The sequence below is a fragment of the Hydrococcus rivularis NIES-593 genome (genome assembly GCF_001904635.1).
In the GTDB taxonomy this organism is placed as follows: Bacteria; Cyanobacteriota; Cyanobacteriia; order Cyanobacteriales; family Microcystaceae; genus Hydrococcus; species Hydrococcus rivularis.
In genome coordinates this window covers 275,944-293,009 of record NZ_MRCB01000002.1, presented here as the reverse complement: position 1 = coordinate 293,009, position 17,066 = coordinate 275,944, and the positions used below count along the sequence as shown (strand labels likewise).

Sequence of the window (17,066 nt, the reverse complement as noted above, 5' to 3'; positions counted from 1 at the left end):
CGACCAAAACAGCGATCTGAATTGTCATTGTGACAACTGAGCGTGTCGGTTTGGTCGAATTTGCGAACCATACCTTCTGGCATAGACCTGGGTAAATTCTGCCCCAAATAGGAGAATTTGGGAAGAATAATATACCCAAACCAAGAAAACCACCAAAGAACCGGCAGCACCATAGGTCGAACCAAAACTGCTATTACCTAAATAGAGTCCTAGTAAGTGCTTGCCGATAGTAAAGAGCAAAGCAGTAATTATTGCTCCTACCGAAACATCTCGCCAAGTAATTTTTACATCTGGGAGATATTTGTAGATCAAAGCAAACAGAAACGAAACAAAGCCAAAAGAGATGAGAAAATTTAAAATTTGCCAAAGAAAGTCAAAACCCAGTAAAAAACTGGGTCCAAAATGGCTCAGGGCAGCCAGTGCTGCACTGACAATCAAAGATAATAGCAGTAAAAAGCCGATCGCAAGCACCATTGCAAAAGATAGGAGGCGTTTTCTGACGATCGGCAAAATTCCTTGTTCTGGCTTGGGTTTGACATTCCAAATCTGATTGAGAGAATCTTGAAGTGCGGCAAAAACGCCCGAAGCTCCCAATAAAAGAATGGCTACACTAATTAAAGAGGCAAAACTTTTAAGATCGGGCTGATTGGCATTGTCGATCGCACTCTGAATGACTTGTGCCCCCTTGCTACCAAGGAGTTCTTGAAGTTGAGTGAAAATCTCCCCTCTGGCAGCTTCTCGACCGAAAATAGAACCCGCAATCGCGATCGCGATAATTAATAGCGGCGCGATCGAGAAAACCGTGTAATATGCTAGAGCTGCGGCTAATTGAGATGCTTTGTCCTTTTGCCATTCCTGAAAAGTCTCTTGCAATAGTTTAAAAAGGGAACGGAGTTTCATGCCAAATCCACAGATAGTCTAATAATTTTTCTTCCTAGCAGGTTGTCCCCAAAGTAGAGAATGTGCAAGGTACTCCGCCAAGTGAGCGACAGAACCTGAAAAGTACTTCGTCATGTTGAGCGTAGCGAGAGCGAACCAAAAGATCTGAGTATACCAACTTCAATCATAGATTTTTCAAGTATCTGACTTCATCTCTACCTCTACTCCGGGCAATCCCTCTAGTTTTTCAGATGGTTCTTCTGCTAGAGTTTCGGGAATGCAAATGGTTAAACCGTCAGGGACACACTCAACTTCAATCGGAGTCGTACCGATAATTTCTCCATCTAAGACGACTTTCTGGGGTGGCTGAGTTGTTATTTTTACCCGTTTAGTTCTGAGATAGCCAATTTTATCGAGGCTAGCCGCATCACCACTTCTGCCCGTTTGTAAAAGATGATAAGATGTCGCGATCGCATCAGTCCATTTTTCGACTGCGACGATGGTAACATCCAACAGCCCGTCATCGTAGATAATTCCTGCCGGTCCTTGAGCTAAAATCGAGGTTGGCGGTGCCGCATTAGCCACAGTTACAGCATTAACGGCGGGAGAGCGAATAATCTTGTCGTCAGTTTCGATTTCTACCTCAAAAGCCTCAAGCTGACTTAACTGTTGCACTCCAGCCATTACATAAGCCAGCATTCCCCAACGATTTTTTAACTGCCGCGAGGTATTTTCGACCGTTTCTGCTTCAAATCCAACTCCGGCAAGTAATACCATTGCCTTACCGTTGCATATAGCTGCATCTACTTTTTTCGTTTTTCCCGTTAAAATTGCCCGACAAGCTGCTTCAATCGTACTCGGAAGATTCAAAGCCGCAGCGAAGGCATTGGCAGTACCGCGAGAAATCGCACCCAGGGGAATATCGGTTCCCACTGTGGCAGCGGCGGCAGCTGACAGGGTGCCGTCACCCCCTGCCGCTATTATCACTTCAACACCTCGTTCTACAGCTTTTTGGGCCAGTTCGTCAGCATCGACTTCTTGTGAGGTTATCTGAATATCTAGGTCAAATTCAGGTGACAAAAGCACTTTAATTGTTTCTAAATCCTGGTTTGGATCGCTTTGACCAGCCACGGGATTAAATATAAGGCAAGCTTTACGAGTCATATTATCAATACTTCTTCAACAATTTAAAGTTCTCAATTTTCTTTTGAAATAGCGATCGCCGCGATCCTAGTGAGTATAAGATTCGGCGCGATCGGACAATAATCCCAATAGAGGACCCAGGATAGCCCCGAAGACAAACCCTCCAGCGTGCGCCCAATAGGCAACGCCGCCGCTTTCCATGCCGATGTGCGCTCTGACATCGAAGCTAGCCAAGCTATTGAAGGCTTGTTGTAAAAACCAAAAACCGAGGAAAAAAACGGCGGGAATTCTAACAGTTGTCCAAAATAAGCCCAGCGGAATTAAGGTGACAACCCTAGCGGTAGGAAACTTGAGAATATAAGCCCCCATAACGCCCGCGATCGCTCCGCTGGCACCTAGTGAAGGAATTGGAGATTGGGCCGAGAAGAACCACTGAGTTAAAGAAGCTAATATCCCACAAGTTAAATAAAAAACTAGATATTTTAAGCTACCTAGTGCTTCTTCGACGTTGTTGCCAAAAATCCATAAAAACAACATATTAAAACCAATATGGACAAATCCGGCATGGATAAATTGCGAGGTCACTAAAGTTAGCGGTTCTGGTACGGGTTGATTGACGGGAATGCCACTAAAACTAGCTGTTAGTTCTTTCGGAACTACGGCAAACAATTCAAAAAATTGAGCGAGCTGGAAATCGGTCAAACTAAGCTCGTAGACAAATACGAGAATATTGATAGCGATTAGCCCATAAGTGACATAAGGAGTAATGCGACTGGGGTTCTCATCTCTTAACGGCACCATAATTTTTTTCCTATCTAAGTATTATTCTATGCATTTAAGCATAATAATTTAATCGACTTGCTTGGCGAGTCGAAAGTAAATTCCAGCCCTGGAGTCTTAGTTTTTGAAAAGTTGCATATCCCTTCGAGCCTCCGGGGATGGGGTGGTCTGGAACGGCATATTCTGGAAAGGATGTATAAGGTTTCCATGGTCGATTGGGAGTGGTGCGTAAATGCAATGCCATTTCTTCTTTGTTTTCTTGCATAGGCAGCCAAGCCATTTCTTTAATCATGAGATTTTCCTCCTAAAAAATAACTTAAAATTCGAGAGTTTGTCTACTTATTGACGTTTTTCTCTAGTCTTAGGTTACTTCGATTGAAGTTGGATATTTATCTATCTTTAGTTAAGTTTTTAATCGACTAAAAATCGCCAGTAAATTTTTAAAGTACACCCTTCTAACTATAGACAGAAAGATAGATGTTCAGAGATTTAAATTCTGTATCGAATAGTCCTGAGAGAATTATCGATATAAAATACAGGTGAAATTAAACTATAGCAGTCCTAGATTAATGACGAGAGGTTTAGGCAGTGCGAGCATCTTGCTCGCTATTTGCTTACAAGCGAACAAGATGCTTGCAAATCATCTAGGATTGCTATCTAATTGTTCGTCAAATTCTTAACAATATTTTCTTTATTAAAGGGTGCAAAGAAACTTCGCGATAGCGATCGCTTAACGAAGCTAAGCAATAAACATCATTTTTAAACCTAAATTTAAAATTTAGAAAACTCGATTTATATCTTAGGATATAGGTAATTTTTTCTTCAACAAGTTAGAGTTAGACCAAGAAAAACTTTTTTAGGAAAATAATATGAACATTATTGCTTGGATTGTTTTAGGACTAATAGCAGGTGCTATTGCTAAAGCGATTTATCCCGGTCATCAAGGCGGGGGAATTCTTGGTACTATGGTTCTGGGAATAATTGGCGCTCTAATTGGCGGTACTTTAGCCGTATTTTTTGAGACGGGAACTTTTGCGTTAACCGCAGCTTCTCTAAGTATTCCAGGAATAGCATTAGCTGTTTTAGGCGCGATTATTGCTATCTTTATCTGGCAGCAAATCACTCGTTCTAGCTCGCTTTAACAATTGAAAAAGAAAATTAAGCAATTCAAACTCAAACTAGCAAGATGTAGAGTTAGCGCGATCGCAGTGAAAAATTTTACAAAATAAAACACGATAAAATAGCGCTAACTCTCTCCAAAATAGAGTTAAATAAAGTCCAATAAAGTCCAATGAATAACTTCAATTTAAAGAAGTTAATTAACATTATCGAGCTTTGGATTTCCGTGCTGGCAGAAATGAAAAAAAATTCACGAGGATCTAGAATAATTGCCTGTCAATTTTAACTAAGATCTTGGTTTTCTGGTACTTTCGGGTAGAGTAGGATAGCGTCTATACGGCATGGGAATGTACTGCACCGACGGTCGTCTTTCTGGAGGTTGGGGATATAATTCCATCAAGTCGTATATCGATTTGGGCAGGCTAACGGTAACTGGCAGACCGAGTGAAGAAGCTTCTTCGACAGTTATTGGACAGTCATGGGTAATACGTCCGCTGGTGAGAGCATCTACAATTTTTTCAATGTTTTCAGGAGCAATTTTCTGACTGGGGATCTCGTCCTTAAGTAGGGTTCGGACAAAACGCTGTACCTGATTGATGGCTTTTTGGGCTAAATCTGCCATCATTAGAGTCTCATCGTCAATTTTGTCAATCGGCTTCTTATCGATCACAGAAAGAATACTTGCAGCTGCCATATTGCCTAATTGAGGATCGACGGGCCCGAGAACCGCATTCGCATCCATGACAATTTCATCTGCGGCTAAGGCTAACATCGTACCCCCACTCATGGCGTAGTGAGGAACAAAGACGGTAACTTTAGCGGGATGGCGAATCAAAGCGCGAGCGATCTGTTCTGTTGCTAACACCAATCCGCCAGGAGTGTGCAAAATTAGGTCGATGGGAACATCTGGCGGCGTAAGGCGAATTGCCCGCAGTACTTGTTCGGAATCTTCAATTGAAATATAGCGCGACAGGGGAATTCCTAACAAACTAATCGATTCTTGTCGGTGGATTAGCAGAATTACTCGACTTTTACGCCTTTGCTCAAATTCTTGTAAGGCTCGAATCCGCCGAAATTCTAGCTGACGGCGTTGCCATAATGGTTGTAAAGACGAGATTACCAAAAAAATCCAAAATAAATCAAAAAAGTTAAAATTCATGATGTGTCAATCAAAAGCTAATAAAAATTTACTTTAAGTTAAAACTAATCTCGCTTTACCTAGATCGAAAATTATTTTTGAATTATTTAACACTATAGTGTGGGGATTACCCACACTAGAAAAGTTTTGAACTATATAGCCGCACCTACTTTTGGCTCGCTTCCTGCTGCTGAGACAGATTCGCGCGAGAAAGTAATTTGCTGCTGAAATTCCATTGCTTCTAATTGCGACAACAATTGCTGTGCATTGCTATTGAGTTCGTAGCTTTCTGGCATTGGTACGATTGTTGCGTCTTCCATGCCTTGAGCGAGACGATACCAAAACAGTAATTTTGTGTTCTCGCTCAAAGAGCCATACTCGCGCGAAATCAGGCTATCTTTTCCCGCAAACAGATTGCGTTGCACTTCTAATTGTTCTTGATGAGAGAGTTGTTTAACCTGGTTATATAGTCCCTCAGCAATGTCTTGGCCAGCAGTTACCGGAGCAGCAGGCGTTATAGAATCGCCCATTTTGGTATAAACAAACCATAAAAGGGCGAGTTTATCATCAACACTTAACTCGCTAAAAGTTTTGAGAGCTTCTTGCAAATTGGGATCTAGGTTAGCAGATACCACAATGTTTCCTCCAATCGCTTTCAATTTTTGCTAATAAAACTGTAAAATAATCAGCGATTTTTTATGACAATCAAAAGACATAAATGGTTAATTTTTTTTTTAAATAAATACATCCAATGATTGATTTTATTTTTATCTCCAGATTTTCCGATTTTTTAAAGTCTATTGCCCAAACTCTGAATTCTGGCTTTAGATAGTAATGAAGATAATTTGCTCTCGATCGATAACCGATCGACGATCGCTAATTATAGGACATGCAGCGTTCTCCCTAATTACGAAGTGAAAGTGATGAGCTTGGCAAAGCGATCGCTATCAGACATACTACTTTAGTTAGAAATTGGATCTTTATTTTTTAGATTTGCATTTCAAAGCTATGTCTTTAGAGATAAGTTTTACGGTATCCAAGAAGCTAAATTATATAGGGAGCAATTGCCAACCGAATAAAACTTTAAAAAAATAGACAGGAGGATAAATAAGCAATGTTTTTTCATAAAAAAGAATTAATTGTAACACCAGTAAAAATTGATGAACCCAATCCTCGTTTTGCTCAATTTTTATTAGAACAATTTGGAGGAGCAACCGGAGAACTAACTGCTGCTTTACAGTATTGGGTACAGTCTTTTCATGTCGAACATCCCGGTATCAAAGACATGCTTCAAGATATTGCGGTGGAAGAGTTTAGTCATTTGGAAATGGTTGGCAAACTCATCGAAGCACATACAAAGAATGCTGACCAAACCGAAGCTTTCAAAAGTACTTTGTTTGCCGTGCGCGGTCAGGGACCGCATTTTTTAGACTCTCAAGGTGCTGCTTGGACTGCCAGTTATATAAATGAAGGTGGCGATGTCGTGCGCGATTTGCGGGCTAACCTTGCTGCTGAAGCAGGAGCGCGTCAAACTTATGAAGCTCTGATTAAACTAGCGCCAGACCAAAATACAAAAGAGGTACTGGTACATTTGCTGACTCGCGAGATTTCTCATACTAATATGTTCATGAAAGCACTCGATTCAATGGGTAAGTTAACCGACCCCTTCTTTGGTAATGTTCAGCCCGATGAAACAGTAGATATCTATTACAACTTATCTACTAATGGTCAGGACGAGCGCGGAGCTTGGAATTCTGATGAAAACTTCAGATATATCGCCGACCCAATGCAGAAAAAAGGCGTATAGTTCCAGAAAAGCGAGCTATCCGATTCAGTTTTTGTAATCCCAATACAATACACCAACGAACATAGAAATTGATTTCTATGCTCATAGTAGGGGGCGCAAAGCAACGCTTTGTCCCCTACTTAAGCTATTAGCCAGGAACTTAAGTTCCTGGCAGACTTAACTTAACTCGATAAGAGATAAAAAATCAGGAAAAATTGAGAGCCGAGCTATTAAATAGAGAAATATACAATATTTTGCTCTCTAATCCTACCTTTCGTCTTGTTTTCTGGTTTGAGCGCCTGCCTGTTCTTTCACACTCTACGTTCGGCGACTGCCTCTGGAGTCATCGTTCTATGGCGATGAATGCCGACAGAAGACCCAATTAATGCAGCAGCTAGACCAAAAAGGGAACCAAGGGCAAACCAGCCACTAGTCTTCGCGATACTATCGGCAATCTGTCGCGCTTGTTCTGCGGTTACATTGGGAGCTTGAGCTGGAAGGGGAGCACCAGCACCGCCTTGTTGTGCCTGAGTGATGATTGCTCCGGCATTGGAAACCACAACACCAAAAGCACCCGATACTCCACTCGCTATCAAGAAAGCACCAATAATCAAACTTGCTGCCCAAAGAATCGCACCATTGAGAAGCGCAGTCCCTTTATTGAGAGGCCCGCTAGCACGGCTGGTTATATATCCTCCCAGAAACAGAGAGATCAACAAACTAATAATCGACCAAATGCCAACGACAGTTCCCACATCGCCAGCTTGAGTGCGAGGTGCCCCTGAAGTAGCAATAGTAGTTGCGCCTACTGCCGTTCCTAAAGCGCTCAAGATTAGTTGAATAGCCAAAGCAATAGCCAGTCCAGCCATAATTGGACCCCAACGAACGCGATCGCGATATTCGACAACTGAAACTCCACCTCGTTCTTCTCTAACTCTGCCGCCAGGATATTCGTTGCTGAATTCCACCATAAGTTATTTACTCCTAGGTTAATCATGCTTAGAACGATTCACACTCCGAGTTTAGGTAAATCCTATAGCCACTACACCTATCTTGAGAAAGGTGTATGATTACCAAGTCGATCGCGTCATTACACGACTAGCTCGAATTATTTTGTTTCGTCTATCTTGAGTTAGATTTTTACAATTGGTATTACACAATGGTTAAGAAGTCCGTTATCCGATCGCCCTCGTCCTACACTAGAAATAGAGAGCTTTCTTTCAAGAGGCTATTATGGCTTATGTATTCGAGCTAGGAACGGGTCAGCGAGTCTACCTCGAAGATCGAGGTAGGCAGACAGTCGTCACCGTCAGCAGCGGCGGTCCGGGACAGCAACAACAATCCAGCAGTAGCGTCCAAACTGGAAAATGGACTTCCCCTCCCGAACTATTACAAACTCCCAATGGTGCTGTCATAAAAATTACTACCGCACAGGGAGAACACTACATCCAAATTCAAGGCAATAGCATCGGCGTAACCAGTCGCTCCTCCGGTGGCGGCGGTCAATGGATGCAAGGGCAGCAGGTTTCTAGTACGTCAGTATCCTCTAGTTTTTCGATGCCATCGATGCAACCGATGAAGCCGATGGAACCCATCAAACCTATGGAACCCATGAAAATGGGGGATATGGAGATGAGCGCGAACCCCATGCAAATGCGGATGGGCAATATGGAAATGCGTATGGGTTCGACAACTCAAACTCAAGTCAATCGACGCTTTTGCAGTCAATGCGGCGCACCTGTCGAACCGAGCGATCGCTTTTGTTCGAGTTGCGGTCATCACCTCGGTTAGCTACTTCTAGCTTAATGTTGGCATTTATTTTCCCATCAATGCCAACACTAAGTTAACATCAGCATTGGGCTTCCTCTTCCTCGGCAGGCAGATCGAACAATACTAACGTCATGTACTTCTCTGCCCACTCAGAACCAAACGCTTTCTCCAGAACTCGTCGAGTTTTATCGTTTTTCTGTTGCTTGGTGCAATAGTAGCGCTGTCCGGCAGAATATAACGCTTGTTGTTGGGGAGGAACGGGTTGCGATTGGATTGCTTGAGTGCAATGAATCTCTAAGAAACTCTCAACGCGAGCGAGAAATTGGGTTTCTTCCTCTTGGTTACTCGGACGAATAAACAGACAAAACTCCGAGAAAATATCTCCCCAAGTTGGGAGAGGACGAGGCTGAGCAAATTGAGGGCTGGGTAAAGCTTGTAAAGCACTTTGATAGGCTCGAGGGAGGATCCGTTCCGGGTTAGTTGGGGATAAGTCCGCGATCGCAGCACTGACTTCACCCCCTCCCGCTACGATATCGCAGCCAAACATGGGCAGAGCATATTCTGGTTTGGGAAACATGACGCAGTGCAAAATATCCAGATTTCTGCCCACTTTTGCCAGTTCTAGGTGCATTTTGCGAAACTGAGGGGTCTGAAAGCAGCGATTTTCAATGACCAGTTTTTCCCCTTCCAGTTTTCCTTCGACGTAGCCTAAGTCCTCTGGCAATTCGTAAGGAGATAAGTCGAGATACTTTTGCCAAGAGGACAGAATCAGGTCAGCTAGCTGACGAATAAGGGGGTGTTGTCGTTCGCCAATAGAGGATTTCAAAGTTTCTAACATTCCAAGCATTCAAGCCTTGCCAGAGTGCGATAGGATCGAACAAATCTGCTAAATAAAAGGTATCTCTATAAAAAGATATACCGAGACCGATCGCTATCCATATCGATTAAGACATAAATTAACTATAACTATAGGAGAGACTGATTATGTTTGGATTGGGGTGGCCCGAAGTGGCTATTATTGCGATCGTTGCGCTAATTATCTTAGGTCCGAAAAAAATTCCAGAACTCGGTAGCGCCATAGGCAAAACTTTACGCGGTTTCAAGGAAGAGGTCGGTAAAACCCAGGAAATTTCTTCTAGCGAAGACAAGGAAGAGGATTAATCGAGCTATGAGATAATGTAACTTGCTTTTGTACTAAAAGTCTTGTCACGACAGAATTTTTCCTTTTTACTTTTGCCTTGCATATGGGATATTCGGTTGAGGTTAATAGTAGTAACTTCGATAGCGAAGTTATCGAGCCATCTTATACTAAACCCGTTTTAATCGATTTTTTTGCGACTTGGTGCGGTCCTTGTCAGTTATTGAAACCAGTTTTAGAGAAGCTGGCTAGGGAGTATGATTTTATCCTGGCAAAAGTCGATATTGACAAAAATCAAGATTTAGCTAATCGGTATGGCATCGAAGGCGTCCCGGACGTAAGAATTGCCCTCAAGGGAGAAGTGTACCCCGGATTCGTTGGTGCCCTTTCAGAAGCCCAATTGCGAGACTTGCTCGATAGGCTCAATCTCAAGTCAGAATTAGACTTGGGATTAGAAAAAGCTAAAGACGCGATCGCTTCTCAGGACTTTCGAGGTGCAAAACAGATATTCGACAATTTGTTGGCCCAATATTCCGAAAATCCCCGTGTAGCTATCGAAGCAGCGCGTTTTTTGTTACGAATCGGGCAACTGCAAGACGCAGAAAGGATAGCACAAACGATTGGAGAGGATAATCGAGCATTCTACCCCAAAGCTCAGGCAATTCAAACCTTGATTCAACTCAAACAAGCGGCTGACAATCCAGGGGATAGCGAATTAGATCGATTATTTGCTAGTGCTGCTCGTTTGGCGTTATCTGAGGACTACGAAGGGGCATTCCAACTCTTGTTACAAATCGTTCAAGAAAACCGTCAATACAGAAATGATGGAGCTAGAAAAGCGATGGTGTCTCTTTTTAATTTATTAGGACTCGACCATCCCTTGACCAAACAATATCAACAAGAATTAATGATGGCACTGTATTAGGTTGACCTTAAATAGCTTTTCTCTTAGTAAGAGCCGAGTTAATTACACGGAGAAAAGCAGGGCTTTAAATTGAGTCAAGCTCTAATAACCAGTTAGCGATCGCTCGACCTTATAATGGATTATCAATGACATATCCTTTATTGCTATCTATCAAAAGTGCGATTATCTTATTTGACTTAATTGGGCAGCAATCCGAGCAAGCAAACTGTCCGATTCAATCATAAAAAACTTCGACACATAGGATTGGTTAATCGCGAATTACAGGGTCAGTCAAAAACAAGAGGGCTAGATGAAGTTTTTAGAGTTCTTCGATCGCATTTACGTCATAAATTTGCCTTACAGAGTCGATCGACGCAAAGCTATAGAAAAGGAACTTAACCAGGCAGGAATATCTTTTCTGTCCGAAAAGGTCGAACTATTTGCGGCAATTAGACCGGATAGCGCTGGTTCTTTTCGGTCGATTGGATATAGGGGAGCATTTCTAAGCCATTTAAACGTTCTCAAGCAAGCAAGAGAACAGGGGTTAAACAATGTTCTGATTATAGAAGACGATCTAGAGTTATCAGAAGATTTTAAAAAGTATGAAGATCTCTTAATCGCAGAATTAATGGTAAGAGATTGGGACATTGTTCATTTTGGCTATGGCATCGAATCAATCGCTAGCGCTAGAGAAGTTTCTCTTCCTATACTGCAACCTTTTTCTGGAGAAATGATTGGCGCTCAATTCTATGGAGTTAATGGTAAGGTATTGGGTCGATTAATCGATTTCTTTGAAGCATTGCTACAGCGACCTGCGGGACATCCCGAAGGAGGTCCGATGTCTCCAGATGGGGCTTACAATTTTTTTCGGTGGCAGAATCCCGACGTTGTTAGGCTAATTGCCGTTCCAAGTTTTGGCGGTCAGCGAAGTTCGCGTAGCGATATTACTCCAAGCTGGTTCGATCGCCTGCCGATTTTACGTTTTCTGGCAAGAGTTGCTAGAGAGATAGGTTTGGTAGGGATGCTAAAGAATTTTTCTTTTCTCAAGCAAACGAAGCGTCGCAAACCTTAAGGAAGACAATCTCATACCATTCTTAAAGCGATCGTATAATTTGCCGATAATACTATCTCTAAAAAAGAACGCTACAGATGCTCGAAGGAAAAAGCCTTACACCCAGAGTTGCTTAATTGCGAACCGACGCGGACTCCCACGAAGTGGGGAAGCATCGGCGAATTGGTATAATTCCTGCGAGCATCGCTAAAATTTTCCCAGTGCTATGACTGCATTTTGACCCCCAAACCCAAAACTAAAACACATCGCCCGCCGAATCTCTCCCCGATGCGGCGCAGTGACTAAATTCAACTCAAACTCCGATTCTTTCACCCCCACGCAAGGAGGGAATTCCTGGCGCTTCAGTGCCATTAAACAAAAAGCCGCCCCAATTGCCCCAGATGCTCCTAGTGTATGACCCGTAGCTCCTTTGGTCGAACTTACAGCGACGCGATGAGGAAATAAAGACTCAATCAGACTAGCTTCTCTTGCATCGTTAAGTTTGGTGCTGGTTCCGTGAGCGTGAATATAATCTATCTCGGCAGGCAATAAATGACTGCGCTCTAGACAATCTTTGACGGCTATGGTTGCGCTGCGATTATCTATTGAAGGCGCACTGATATGAGTTGCATCGCAAGTCAAACCAAACCCCAAAATCTGACCGTAGATGGATGCGCCGCGACTCAACGCTAATTCGGCTGACTCCAGCACCAATATTGCTGCACCTTCTCCTAAAACCAAGCCTTCCCGATGCTTGTCAAAAGGATAGCAACCCGTCGCTGCCAGAGCGCCCATTTGCTGAAATCCCGCTAGCGTCAGTGGCGTTACGGGAGCTTCTATTGCTCCGGCAATAACGCGCTGATATTTCCCTTGTTGAATCAGTTCAAAAGCTTGCGCGATCGCCCAAATTCCCGTGGCGCAAGCTGCCATTGGCGCTAGTACGATCGCCGTCGTTCCTATCTGACGCGCCGCCGCGATCGCGCCTTGGTTTGGTAGCGTTTCTAACCAATTTTCTAGCTGTAGCGAATCTCTATCCCCGTGCAATTGACTCGCGTATTGCTCCCAGGCTGCCTGACAACCGCGACTGGAACCAAGAACGACTCCGCAGTCTGGCAAAGGGGTGGTTAGTCGCGCATCCTCTAGAACGGCTGATAGGACGAGTTGAGTCAGCTTCGTTAATCGGGTTGGCGATTTCCCGATTAGTCCTAACGGATAGGTGGGAAGTTCTGGAAAAGGGCGCTGGAGTTTAATTCCCGATCGCCGTGCCAGTAAATTCTGCCAACTTTCGCTTAGAGATCCCAAACAGCAAAGCAACCCAATTCCAGTTACGACAACATCCACGACGGTTTGTTATGAATTAGTGGTTAATGGGTAGTTATCCTAGCTATCTACTAAACTAACCACTAACCATGCACTTAAACTAACCACTAACCATGCACTATTTTTTCAGGTTTTCCAATCCAGAGACTACTTTAGCGGATTCGATGCGATCGCCTTGTTTGATATTGTCAACTACTTCCATGCCGCTAGTGACGTAACCGAATACCGCATAATCGCCGTCGAGAAATCCTAGATCCGATAGCGCAAAGTAAAACTGAGACGAAGCAGAGTCTGGCATTTGGGAGCGTGCCATCGCGATCGCACCGCGCTTGTGATTCAATACGACTTTAGGCGATGCATACCCGGATTGTCTGCCCACTGCCTTGCTGTAAAGCGGTTTTTCTTCTCCTTGCAGCTTGATCTCCAAAGGAATCGTTCGCTCTTGCTTGGTATTGGGATCGATAAACCCGCCAGTGCCATTGCCTCTGGGATCGCCGCCTTGCGCGACAAAGGGTTCGGGTTCGTTGACGACTCGATGAAAGATCAAACCATTATAAACGCCGCGATCGACCAAATCGACAAAATTACCTGCCGTGATGGGGGCATTGTTGCCATCGACTTCGATAGTGATGGGCGAACCGTTCACCGTCATTTCAACGGTAGCTTTTCCTTCGAGTCTGGGTACGTAATTATCCATATTGAGAGAATTTGCTTCTGGTGTCGAGCATCCAGTCAGCACTAAACCGCATACAAAAACAATCGTCAGCAGCGATTTCAACCAGTACTGAATAGACTTTTCCATGTTAAATCTTGTGAAAGGTAACTTCTTCTAAAAATAACTTGAATTACTACAATCCTTCTAAAGGAACACCCAAGAAACGAGCGAGTTCTGCTCCCTGATTTTCTAACTCTGACAAGGCGATAGGCTGTCCGACGCGAGTTAGAGGGATATCTCTGCGTTGCTTGACGCGCAGGTACAGTGCCCGTTTGGGATTGATTCCTTCCTTAATATCTGCTTTGACTGACTGAACGTCTGCTATGGGGCATTCTATTTCAATGCGTCGGTTTTTTCCGGGAAATCCCCAACGAAAAATTTTGAATTTGCCCGTTTCTTTATTGAATTCGTTATAACCTCCGCCAACATTCCATAGAATCATCAACCACATATACAAACTGACTAGAGAACCCGCTACCCCATAAAACAACAATGCCACTCCTTGGGGGACAAACTGCAATCCTCTCGTATCGCTCACGATGAGAAGGTTAACTTTTAAATAGCTAGAAAGTCCTGCTAAAAGAAAACCTACACCGCCGACGGCGGCAACGATCGCCCACCAGTAGTTACTCAGTCGGCGAGAACCTAACACCTCTTGACGCAGGATGGTGCTATCTTGTGCTTTTGCCTGTGCTGCCATATTCCAACAAGTGAGCTTTAGCGAAATCTAAATAAATATCCTTCTGAATTTTACTTGTTTTTGGCGATCGGGGAGTGGGGGAATGGGGACTTCTGAGACTGGGGGACTGGGAGTTGGGGAAGTCGGAATTAGAAACCAATCACTACTAACCACTAACTAATAACCAATAGCCGATTCAATTTAAATTTATTTGCGAGATTTGGGTGAGTTTTTGCACCAGAGCCATAAAATTTATCCAATTAGATAGATAAAAGCTCTTGTGGAGTGGTGATATGCAAAAAAATCTTTGCTGCTTATCGATCGCGATCGCTTTGGGAGGTATCGTTGCCGGGGGTGCCTTAAGCAGCGATCGCAACTTGACGCATTCAAAGGCAACTTCCCTAATTGCAGCATTTCCAGTCGCAAATTTAAAGAGTCCCCTGAGCATCGCTGTCGATCCCATCAATCGCAAAATGTACTGGATCGATGGAGAAGGCAAGCAAGTTCAACGAGCAAACTTGGACGGAAGTAATGCCGAAACTGTGGTCATGACAGGATTAGAAAATCCGAGAGATATTGCTCTCGATCTTAGACGGGGCAAAATCTACTGGACTGACAGAGGTCGCAATAAAATTCAACGAGCAAGCTTACGAGATGGAAGTCGGATCGAAATTTTAGTCTCTGGAGAGATGGAAGGGCTGGAAAATCCTGAAGGTATTGCGATCGATTATGTTAACGCTAAGATGTATTGGCTTAACTCCAATCCCCCAAGAATTTTACGAGCCGATCTAGATGGAAACCGAGTTGAATTCTTAACAACAACCAATGTAAAAAATCCAAGAGATATTGCTCTCGATATTAAAAGAGGCAAAATGTATTGGATTGACGCAGAAACGAAGATGATTCAGCGAGCAAATTTGGATGGAACGAATACAGAAATTGTCTTGTCTGGACTTAATAATCCCAGAGAAATCGCTCTCGATCTTACTAATAATAAAATTTACTGGACTGACGAAGAAACTGATGCGATCGCGCGAGCGACTTTCAAGGGAACGCCGATGGAAATTTTGGTCAGTCGCAATCCTAACGGACTCAAAAGTCCCCATGGAATTGCCCTCGATATTTCTAGAGGGAAAATGTACTGGAGCGATCGCGAAACCCGTAAGATTCAACGCGCTAATTTAGATGGATCGAATGTCGAAGATCTCGCGATCGGTGTTGGCGAATAAAATTGATTAACTACAAGATGAAAATTGCCATTATTAGTTCTGGATTTTTTCCTGTTGTCGATGGCGTAACGGTCACTTTAATTAACAGAATTTATCGACTCAGTAAAGATGGACATCAAGTTTTATTGCTCTGTCCCGACTATTCTTCTCTCGAAAAAATCTATCCCAATTGGAGAAAATATACGGGTAATATTTTGCCGGGAGTCAAGGTAATCAACCTTCCCAGCAATTCTTTAATGGGACTAAATTTCGAACGCAATGTCACTAAACAATCTTATCAAATCGTTTTGGAAAAGTTACATGAATTTCAGCCAGACATTATTCACGTTGACGAACCAGAGAGGTTATTTGTTGGGTTTTTAAAAACGCCTGGAGTAGATTTTGCTAAAAAAAATCATCTTCCCTGCATCAGTTTTTTTCATACAAATTTTTTAGAGTATGGAAAAGATTATTTTAGTACGCCTGCTTGGTTAGATATTATCCTGAAATGGATATTTCAATTGCCTCTGGCTTGGATTTATAACCAATACGATGCCACTCTAGTTTCTAGCAGCATCACCGCTCAAAAACTCTCTCGAATGGGCATTAAGAATGTTGTACGGGGAAGTTTTCTTGGTATCGATCTGGCACAATTTAACCGCGATCTTCGTCGCGAACAGTTTTTTGAGGACCGCTATAATATATCAGATATTGCACAAAAAGTAAAGCTTGTTTTTTTAGGACGTTTGACACCAGATAAAGGATGGAAATTTACAATAAATGCTTGGTTCGAGATGGCAAATAAAGTCGATTTTAAAAATATTGCGGTTATTATTGCTGGTGATGGTTCGATGCGAGATGAAATTGCCAAACAATTAGGCAAGCTAACGCCAAATCTTTACTTTTTAGGAAGAATTCCTCATGAGGATGTACCTGCTCTTTTAGTTAATTGCGATATTCATATAACAACTTCTGAGAAAGAAACTAAAGGATTAACTATTTTAGAAGCATTTGCTGCTGGAATTCCCGCGATCGCGCCGCGTGCGGGAGGAATATCAGATAGTATTCAAGATGGTTGGAATGGGTTTTTGTATGAACCGCAGAATTGCGATGATTTTACCAAGAAGCTTAAGCAATTAATCGACGATCCTAATTTACGAAAAATTATGGGGGCAAGGGGAAGAGATTATATTGTCGAGTATAGTTGGGATAATGCTGTTAAGAATTTACTTCAAATCTGGGAAGAAAAAATAGCTGCAAGGCAACAAAATAATTCATGATTTATAATTTGTAATTTCTTTAGAAGAAGGAATAGTCTAACGGACAGGAGCAACAGGTAAGATCCGCTTTATTTATCTTCGCGACCCCGACTGCAATCTTATAGAAGTTTCCGAATATATTTAACTAAATTTTTCTATAGCAAATTTAATATTAGT

At 42.8% G+C, this 17,066-nt stretch carries 19 protein-coding genes and 1 pseudogene; 9 read left to right on the top strand and 11 right to left on the bottom strand.

Annotation, left to right across the window (positions count from 1 at the left end; genetic code table 11):
* Positions 1 to 24 precede the first annotated feature (24 nt).
* The 4 genes from NIES593_RS03650 to NIES593_RS03635 all read right to left on the bottom strand — a co-directional run bounded on the left by NIES593_RS03650 (position 25) and on the right by NIES593_RS03635 (position 3,094).
* Positions 25 to 900, bottom strand: a complete 876-nt coding sequence (locus NIES593_RS03650; RefSeq protein ID WP_073598283.1) for a YihY/virulence factor BrkB family protein — start codon at positions 898 to 900, stop codon at positions 25 to 27.
* 174 nt (positions 901 to 1,074) lie between these two features.
* Entirely contained in the window at positions 1,075 to 2,043 is a 969-nt protein-coding gene (locus tag NIES593_RS03645) for a YegS/Rv2252/BmrU family lipid kinase (RefSeq protein WP_073598282.1), read from the bottom strand.
* Between the two features lie 66 nt (positions 2,044 to 2,109).
* Positions 2,110 to 2,823 carry a rhomboid family intramembrane serine protease gene (locus tag NIES593_RS03640; RefSeq protein WP_073598281.1) on the bottom strand — a complete coding sequence of 238 codons (714 nt, stop codon included), beginning with the start codon at positions 2,821 to 2,823 and terminating at the stop codon, positions 2,110 to 2,112.
* A 34-nt stretch (positions 2,824 to 2,857) separates the two neighbouring features.
* On the bottom strand, positions 2,858 to 3,094 hold the full coding sequence (locus NIES593_RS03635) for a hypothetical protein (RefSeq protein WP_073598280.1): 237 nt from the start codon (positions 3,092 to 3,094) through the stop codon (positions 2,858 to 2,860).
* A 577-nt stretch (positions 3,095 to 3,671) separates the two neighbouring features.
* On the opposite strand from NIES593_RS03635, the gene NIES593_RS03630 reads away from it, so the two are divergent.
* Positions 3,672 to 3,944, top strand: a complete 273-nt coding sequence (locus NIES593_RS03630) for a GlsB/YeaQ/YmgE family stress response membrane protein (RefSeq protein ID WP_073598279.1) — start codon at positions 3,672 to 3,674, stop codon at positions 3,942 to 3,944.
* Positions 3,945 to 4,207: 263 nt separating this feature from the next.
* On the opposite strand, the gene NIES593_RS03625 is transcribed toward NIES593_RS03630, so the two are convergent.
* Positions 4,208 to 5,080 (bottom strand): SDH family Clp fold serine proteinase, encoded by an 873-nt coding sequence (locus NIES593_RS03625; protein WP_073598278.1) that lies wholly within the window; start codon positions 5,078 to 5,080, stop codon positions 4,208 to 4,210.
* A gap of 131 nt (positions 5,081 to 5,211) precedes the next feature.
* Complete coding sequence (locus NIES593_RS03620) at positions 5,212 to 5,697, bottom strand: orange carotenoid protein N-terminal domain-containing protein (RefSeq protein WP_073598353.1); 486 nt, start codon at positions 5,695 to 5,697, stop codon at positions 5,212 to 5,214.
* 476 nt (positions 5,698 to 6,173) lie between these two features.
* On the opposite strand from NIES593_RS03620, the gene NIES593_RS03615 reads away from it, so the two are divergent.
* A complete protein-coding gene (locus tag NIES593_RS03615; protein WP_073598277.1) occupies positions 6,174 to 6,866 on the top strand; it encodes a manganese catalase family protein in 693 nt (230 codons plus the stop codon).
* A gap of 290 nt (positions 6,867 to 7,156) precedes the next feature.
* Here the strand turns inward: NIES593_RS03615 and NIES593_RS03610 are convergent, their stop codons facing one another.
* Positions 7,157 to 7,816, bottom strand: a complete 660-nt coding sequence (locus NIES593_RS03610; protein ID WP_073598276.1) for a hypothetical protein — start codon at positions 7,814 to 7,816, stop codon at positions 7,157 to 7,159.
* Positions 7,817 to 8,078: 262 nt separating this feature from the next.
* On the opposite strand from NIES593_RS03610, the gene NIES593_RS03605 reads away from it, so the two are divergent.
* Positions 8,079 to 8,636, top strand: a complete 558-nt coding sequence (locus tag NIES593_RS03605; protein WP_073598275.1) for a zinc ribbon domain-containing protein — start codon at positions 8,079 to 8,081, stop codon at positions 8,634 to 8,636.
* Between the two features lie 58 nt (positions 8,637 to 8,694).
* Here the strand turns inward: NIES593_RS03605 and NIES593_RS03600 are convergent, their stop codons facing one another.
* Entirely contained in the window at positions 8,695 to 9,453 is a 759-nt protein-coding gene (locus NIES593_RS03600; protein WP_073598352.1) for a phycocyanobilin:ferredoxin oxidoreductase, read from the bottom strand.
* 146 nt (positions 9,454 to 9,599) lie between these two features.
* Between NIES593_RS03600 and NIES593_RS03595 the strand changes: the two genes are divergently transcribed.
* The 3 genes from NIES593_RS03595 to NIES593_RS03585 all read left to right on the top strand — a co-directional run bounded on the left by NIES593_RS03595 (position 9,600) and on the right by NIES593_RS03585 (position 11,729).
* On the top strand, positions 9,600 to 9,776 hold the full coding sequence (locus NIES593_RS03595) for a twin-arginine translocase TatA/TatE family subunit (protein ID WP_073598274.1): 177 nt from the start codon (positions 9,600 to 9,602) through the stop codon (positions 9,774 to 9,776).
* Positions 9,777 to 9,859: 83 nt separating this feature from the next.
* Positions 9,860 to 10,678, top strand: a complete 819-nt coding sequence (locus tag NIES593_RS03590) for a tetratricopeptide repeat protein (RefSeq protein WP_073598273.1) — start codon at positions 9,860 to 9,862, stop codon at positions 10,676 to 10,678.
* A gap of 289 nt (positions 10,679 to 10,967) precedes the next feature.
* Positions 10,968 to 11,729, top strand: a complete 762-nt coding sequence (locus NIES593_RS03585; RefSeq protein WP_073598272.1) for a glycosyltransferase family 25 protein — start codon at positions 10,968 to 10,970, stop codon at positions 11,727 to 11,729.
* Between the two features lie 186 nt (positions 11,730 to 11,915).
* Here the strand turns inward: NIES593_RS03585 and NIES593_RS03580 are convergent, their stop codons facing one another.
* From NIES593_RS03580 to NIES593_RS03570, 3 genes are all read right to left on the bottom strand, one after another.
* Complete coding sequence (locus tag NIES593_RS03580) at positions 11,916 to 13,049, bottom strand: beta-ketoacyl-ACP synthase (protein ID WP_073598271.1); 1,134 nt, start codon at positions 13,047 to 13,049, stop codon at positions 11,916 to 11,918.
* A gap of 97 nt (positions 13,050 to 13,146) precedes the next feature.
* A complete protein-coding gene (locus NIES593_RS03575) occupies positions 13,147 to 13,830 on the bottom strand; it encodes a peptidylprolyl isomerase (RefSeq protein ID WP_073598270.1) in 684 nt (227 codons plus the stop codon).
* Between the two features lie 46 nt (positions 13,831 to 13,876).
* Positions 13,877 to 14,443, bottom strand: coding sequence for a photosystem I assembly protein Ycf4 (locus tag NIES593_RS03570; RefSeq protein WP_073598269.1), 567 nt, complete (start codon positions 14,441 to 14,443; stop codon positions 13,877 to 13,879).
* A gap of 272 nt (positions 14,444 to 14,715) precedes the next feature.
* On the opposite strand from NIES593_RS03570, the gene NIES593_RS03565 reads away from it, so the two are divergent.
* The 3 genes and pseudogenes from NIES593_RS03565 to NIES593_RS25430 form a co-directional block, all read left to right on the top strand.
* Positions 14,716 to 15,651 (top strand): Vgb family protein, encoded by a 936-nt coding sequence (locus NIES593_RS03565; RefSeq protein WP_073598268.1) that lies wholly within the window; start codon positions 14,716 to 14,718, stop codon positions 15,649 to 15,651.
* Positions 15,652 to 15,668: 17 nt separating this feature from the next.
* Positions 15,669 to 16,910, top strand: a complete 1,242-nt coding sequence (locus NIES593_RS03560; protein ID WP_073598267.1) for a glycosyltransferase — start codon at positions 15,669 to 15,671, stop codon at positions 16,908 to 16,910.
* Between the two features lie 40 nt (positions 16,911 to 16,950).
* Positions 16,951 to 17,034: pseudogene (locus NIES593_RS25430) on the top strand (VOC family protein); the annotation flags it as partial.
* Positions 17,035 to 17,066: the final 32 nt, after the last annotated feature.